The sequence below is a fragment of the Cloacibacillus sp. genome, from assembly GCA_036655895.1.
GTDB lineage: Bacteria > Synergistota > Synergistia > Synergistales > Synergistaceae > JAVVPF01.
In genome coordinates this window covers 1-5,502 of record JAVVPF010000068.1, presented here as the reverse complement: position 1 = coordinate 5,502, position 5,502 = coordinate 1, and the positions used below count along the sequence as shown (strand labels likewise).

Sequence of the window (5,502 nt, the reverse complement as noted above, 5' to 3'; positions counted from 1 at the left end):
CCGACGATCTCCATCAGCGAGCTAAGCGTCTCTCGCCCTGATGTGCCGAAGATGTCATTCTCGTAAAAATCGCGCCGCAGGTGGATCACATCGCCATAGGGATATGTGACCTGCTTGCCGTTGCGCAGCATGATACGCAGGTAAAGATTGCCCCGCTTGTCATATAACGCCTCGGCGTTCATCACATGCAGCGGATATATCTCTATCGGGTAGCCGCCTCCGTCGCGGTTGATATAGGCGAAGGCGTTGCGGTTAAGCGTCAGCTGCGCGGCAAGTTTTTCCTGCAGAAGACAGCCTGGCATATAGGGATTAGGCTCCTGCAGCACCTTTTTGATGTAAAAGTAATCGCCGGCGGCCTTTTCCGGCTTCACATGCACCGGCGCCAGTTTTCCGATTGCCGAGATATGCGGCTGAATGCAGCTGCGGATTATATCGGATTTATATAGATCACCGCCCCATTGATAATAGCCGTTGCCCTTGTCCTGTATAAGCTCATAGCGCACCGCGGTAGGGCTGCGATTGAAGATTTTCGTAAGCCATTTGATCATGTAAATCACCTCATATCAGATTTAAGTATTCTTCGCGGTGGCGGCTGAATGCCACATAGGCGTCAAGCAGCGAAGCCGCGCCGTCGATGCGTCGGATCTGACTCTTGCCCTTCGACGGCTGTATATTGTTGTTCTTGTCTACGTCTATCGAGGTATTGGATAGACACCATTTAAGGATCGGGTTATTGTTGTAATTGATTATTTTCGCCTCAAGGTCGGCTCCCAGCGACTTCATCGGCGCGGATAGGGTATATTTGCCCTGAATTACCTTTTCCATGCCATAATCGCCGAAATTGGTTATCATATCCTGGACGAAATAAACCGCCGACCATGCATCGTAACCGAAGAACGATAAATATATCCCGTGTTCGTTCTGCATTTCGACAAACCACTCTACGATATACTTATAATCTATCTGGTTGCCAGGGCAAGTCCGCAGCCAGCCCTGTTCTTTCCAAAGTGTATAAGGCACGCGGTCCTCGCTTTCGCGCCGTTCTAAAAGATCTTCTGGTATCCAGTACATCTGCAACACATAAATCTGAGGATCATCAGGAACCATGAACATTAGTGTTGCGCAAGTCAGGTCCGTCGTACTCGATAAATCTGCACCGCCAATGGCGTAGCTAGGCTTTAATTCGGCAATGTCAAAAATCGACGGGTTGTTAAGCTGCTCAAACGTTAGCCACGCTTCGGATGTTGTCTCACGAATATTGAAGTCTTTCGTTACGAGATTTTTAACGAGCCGCGGGTTTTTCTTTGCCTTGGCGACCTTATCGGCCAGCGTCCGCAGCTCTTTTATCGTGCCGAGACCGGGATTTGCTTTCACCCAGCATCTTTCATTCGTCCATTCCGAACGGGCATCGAGCTCGTAGATGATCGGCAGCACGCGGTCGTCTTTATAGCCGTCAGGATCGTCATAGCCTTTGATTATAAGCTCAGCCTCTTCGTATTTCTGATCAAAGATGGATTCGCGCACCGTGCCGGCCGTCGTTACGATGATGGATAACGGCTGCTCGCGGGCGCTCATGCCATCTATGATGACATTGTAGAGGTTCCCGTCCTCAATCGCGTGAAGCTCGTCGATAAGGCTGCAATGGACGTTTAGACCGTCGAGCGTGCCAGACTCCGAAGACAACGGCTTGAATACGCCGTCATTTGCGTCGCAGTCGATTTCTCCGACAAGGCAGCGGCAACGCCGAGAGAGCACCGGCGACTTTTTCACCATGCGCTTTGATTCCAGCCAGATGATCTTTGCCTGCTCGCGCTTGGTGGCGGCGCTGACGATTTCCGGTCCGTTTTCGCCGTCTGCCAGCAGCATGTAGAGCGCGATCGCGGAACCGAGAGCCGACTTGCCGTTTTTGCGCGCCACCATTTACGCGTCCCGTCAAAGCGACTGACGAATCCGAATAGCGCGGAGACAAGGGCCTTCTGCCAGAGTTCCAGCACAAACGGCTTGCCTCCGAGCTTGCCTTTGCTGTGTTTGCAATATTTCTCTATAAACGCGATCGGATGTTCAGCCTTGGCTTCGTCAAAGGTCCATTCGCCAAAGTCGTCGCCAAGCGCGCGAACCAGATCTTTATAAACTCTGCGGACTTTATCGCTGACGACCGTCTCGCCGGCGGCGATCTGACGGTAATAGTCCCGTATATGCCGCCCGTTATTCGCGGGCATTGACAAATTCGTCGAATCCATCCGTCTCACCTGCATCTCGCACCGGCTCTTTTTCCACAAATTCGGTGAGCTGCTTCATAATGCCCTGAAAATTTTTATTCATGGTGTTGTAGAGCCTGGCGACGGGGCGCTCACGTTCGTAAGGCTCCAGTTTATCGCTCTGCGTAAACATCTCGACGAATCCGTTTGCGTCGAGATCCGCTTCCATGTCTTCAAGCGTCACGCGCATATAGGCGGCGCGCTTAATAAGCGCTTCGATCGCCGCACGTTCCTTTTCGGAGCGTGAAACGAAAATTTTGCTGAGGCGTTTTTGTTCTTTTTTTATTCGTGCGTTTTTTGTCTGAGCCATTTTTTCACGCTCCTTTCAGGTAGGGGGCTCACGCGCGCGGTCTGCGTATTCTTCCAATGGAGGCCGCCGGTCTGGAGCCGCTTAGGGTACTTTCAGTTGATGGGGGGGATATGCAACGATGTAGCAATAACCTATCGCGGTACCAGCTGCCCCGAGGCGTCGAACGTCACGTCGTTACGCACTGGCGATGCGGCGAAATGTTCTCTATTGTGGCAATCAAGACAGAGGTACTCAAGATTCGCCCAATTGAGCGTGATCTCCGGGTTGTCCTCGTTGCTGTCTGTGATGTGCTCCTTGTGGTGGACGATATAGCCTGGCTTGCCGCAGCGCTCGCACAATCCATGCACCGACTTGATGTAGCCGTCCCGGCAGCGCTGCCACGCCGCCGATGTGTAGAAATCACGCCGTGCCATACTGTCACCACTCCCAACAATAAACATCCGCAAGGTTTCCCCTGCGGACGCGCGAACTTGATGCTGATATAATATCGCCCTTTTTCGATAAAATCTATGCCATTATTTCGGACGTTTTTTCGGACACTTTTTCGGACGTTTTTTAGGACATAATTTCGGACACTTTTTCGGACAACCTCCATCGCCTGTAAATCTCCCATGCTATTTCTTTCAACGCTTTTTTACGTTTGCGGTAGAATTGTTTCTCTGTGAGATGGTGTTTATAAGCGAACACTTCGACCGACGGATAACGGAAGCTGCGCCCGATATAATTCATCTCTCGGAGCAGCTTCGCGTTCTCCAGCATCTCTGCCTCGAAAAGCATGAACACTTTTTGCACAGTTTCAAGTCCGCCTGCGGCCGCGACCACATTCTTGATATTTTCACTGGCTTCAATAATAATCTGCTGTTGCGGCGTGCCCTTGCCGCCATCAACCGGGCCGACGTCTTCCGCCGGCGCATACCTCGCCAATGCCATTGCCGCCAGCTCTTCCGTGTCAGGAAATTCTTCATCTCCAAAAAAGCAAGCCAGCCCCGTAGGACAATAATCAGCAAACAAACAAAGGACGTCCTCTATTTGCGATACTTTTTTAGGGACCATGCTCACTTTCTTAGGCAATGTTATTCAACTCCTATGCAAAATTTGAAAAATATTTTTGACGTGTTGATATTTGCTCAATCTCCTGTGATTCTATATCTTCAACAAGAAATTTCATATCACGATTAAGCTCTGCAAGATCTTTTTCAATGCTCGCTAATTCATCTTCAGCTAGCGTTTCCACATTAAAATAATCTGACAATTCTTCGTACTGTTCAATCAATTTTTTCAATGCTTCAAGCTGCTTATCTGTTACGTCGTAACGTTTCATCATGTCCTCTTCCTTTCATATCGTGCATTCCAGACTTTCACGGCGCAGGCTCTATCACGGCGCTTTGTAGAGTGACCGCATTTTGTGCAATAGATTTGCGTGCATTCGACCGTTTCTATTACAGAGACTAATTCATTGCCGCATCGACAGTTATTTATTACTTCCATGCGTGAGCCCGCAATGACCTTCGTCGTTTTTTTTATCATCCCATTGCCACATCGCACAGCATCCAGCCTGACAAGTAGGATCGTGAGAGACGACTCTATCGCCATTTTTACCTGTCTCTAGTTGAATTAATGAAAATATTCCCTGCTTAAAGTTTGAGTCTTCATCCCGTATCGAATCTTTTATTTGCATATTTTTTGTATCACACATTTTTGCGATTGTTATTGCCGCTAAAAATATTGGACATATTCTTTCAAAAGCATCATCGCTATTCATTTTTGTAGTCTCCTTTTTTTTGAACTTTCAAACCGTCGCCCTTTTGCGTCGCACCGTCGCTACTCTAAAGAGTAGCGCGACGGTAGCGACGCTTGTTAAAAATGGGTCAATCGTCGTTTTTACCGTCGTGACCGTCGTTATTTTTTTGCGACGCTATCAAAAAGTTGTTGGTATCACAGTATATTTTAATGTTTATTATTGTTGCGACGGTTGCGACGCAATATTTTGCAACTTTTTTTTAATATGTACCTTTTCAAGTTCATAATCCTCTGACATTTGGAATATATCGTTTGTTTTTATTAAATCCCCCTTTTCTGTCAAATCTTTTATTGCTTTGTTAAAATCTTGCCTTTGAGATTTTCCTTTGTGGTTTTTATAGAAGGTTTTCCGCCATTCTTCTAATTGGACGCCTGCAAATTCGCCATGCTCATCTAGAAGTCCAACTTTTTCGGCCGCCTCGCGATATGCCTGTAAGGCTCGTTGGGAGTTTTTTGACAATGCTTTTATCTCTTTTTCGCCCCCGTGTTCGTCCGGCTCGAGCACGATCGTTGATACCGGCTCGCCGTCCTCGTCGAACCAGCCTGGCAGGTGGGCTGGGATGCGCTCCAAATATATTGAGTCCGCAAGCTCGCTGTCCTTTTGCTTAACCTGTTCCAGCTTGATGTTGTCGCCGGAGCTCGTCACGAGTATCTGATTGTCCAGCGCGCCGCGCCATGCCGAGCTTCCGCGCGCCCGGCCTTTCGCCTCCTGGTTTACCCCCGTGTGATGCACAAGAATCACCGAACAGTCAAAGGTATGAGATAGGGCGCTGCAGGCGTCAAGCATCGTTTTCGTGTCTGTCGCTTTGTTTTCGTCGCCGATCAAAAAGCGGTGCAGGGTGTCCACGACGATTACCGCGACGTTTTCCGCCTCAAGCGCGCGAATCTCGGATATCGTCTTCGCAAGCCCCTCCGGGGTGTTGAGGTCGCAGGCGCCGCCGGAGACCCAGGCGTTAAGATGCTCGACTTTGTGATACTGTTTCCAGCCAGCAATGCGGGCCTTGAGCCCATAATGACCTTCTCCGGCAAGGTATATCACGCCGCCAGGCCGCACCCGGAGCCCCGCCCACGTTTCCACGCCCGCCGCCATGCGCAGCACCCAATCGAGCACGACAAAGGTTTTGCCCGTCCCGG

Annotated in this window: 8 protein-coding genes; all 8 read right to left on the bottom strand. The window is 49.6% G+C overall.

The window, feature by feature from the left end:
- A partial coding sequence (locus RRY12_12450; GenBank protein MEG2185483.1) for a phage portal protein occupies nucleotides 1-548 on the bottom strand: 548 nt, incomplete at its 3' end.
- 10 nt (nucleotides 549-558) lie between these two features.
- The gene (locus RRY12_12445; GenBank protein MEG2185482.1) at nucleotides 559-1,920 is read right to left on the bottom strand and encodes a terminase TerL endonuclease subunit; all 1,362 of its coding nucleotides are present in this window, start codon (nucleotides 1,918-1,920) and stop codon (nucleotides 559-561) included.
- A gap of 285 nt (nucleotides 1,921-2,205) precedes the next feature.
- Entirely contained in the window at nucleotides 2,206-2,568 is a 363-nt protein-coding gene (locus RRY12_12440; protein MEG2185481.1) for a hypothetical protein, read from the bottom strand.
- A gap of 131 nt (nucleotides 2,569-2,699) precedes the next feature.
- On the bottom strand, nucleotides 2,700-2,981 hold the full coding sequence (locus RRY12_12435; protein ID MEG2185480.1) for an HNH endonuclease: 282 nt from the start codon (nucleotides 2,979-2,981) through the stop codon (nucleotides 2,700-2,702).
- Between the two features lie 142 nt (nucleotides 2,982-3,123).
- Complete coding sequence (locus tag RRY12_12430; GenBank protein MEG2185479.1) at nucleotides 3,124-3,639, bottom strand: hypothetical protein; 516 nt, start codon at nucleotides 3,637-3,639, stop codon at nucleotides 3,124-3,126.
- A 13-nt stretch (nucleotides 3,640-3,652) separates the two neighbouring features.
- Nucleotides 3,653-3,889, bottom strand: a complete 237-nt coding sequence (locus RRY12_12425) for a hypothetical protein (GenBank protein ID MEG2185478.1) — start codon at nucleotides 3,887-3,889, stop codon at nucleotides 3,653-3,655.
- A gap of 150 nt (nucleotides 3,890-4,039) precedes the next feature.
- Nucleotides 4,040-4,330 (bottom strand): hypothetical protein, encoded by a 291-nt coding sequence (locus tag RRY12_12420; GenBank protein MEG2185477.1) that lies wholly within the window; start codon nucleotides 4,328-4,330, stop codon nucleotides 4,040-4,042.
- Nucleotides 4,331-4,525: 195 nt separating this feature from the next.
- A partial coding sequence (locus RRY12_12415) for an AAA family ATPase (GenBank protein MEG2185476.1) occupies nucleotides 4,526-5,502 on the bottom strand: 977 nt, incomplete at its 5' end.

Excerpts from the sequence above, each read along its gene's own strand:
- RRY12_12445 (MEG2185482.1), bottom strand. The coding sequence starts at position 1,920 with ATGGTGGCGCGCAAAAACGGCAAGTCGGCTCTCGGTTCCGCGATCGCG.
- RRY12_12440 (MEG2185481.1), bottom strand. The coding sequence starts at position 2,568 with ATGGCTCAGACAAAAAACGCACGAATAAAAAAAGAACAAAAACGCCTC.
- RRY12_12435 (MEG2185480.1), bottom strand. The coding sequence starts at position 2,981 with ATGGCACGGCGTGATTTCTACACATCGGCGGCGTGGCAGCGCTGCCGG.
- RRY12_12425 (MEG2185478.1), bottom strand. The coding sequence starts at position 3,889 with ATGAAACGTTACGACGTAACAGATAAGCAGCTTGAAGCATTGAAAAAA.
- RRY12_12420 (MEG2185477.1), bottom strand. The coding sequence starts at position 4,330 with ATGAATAGCGATGATGCTTTTGAAAGAATATGTCCAATATTTTTAGCG.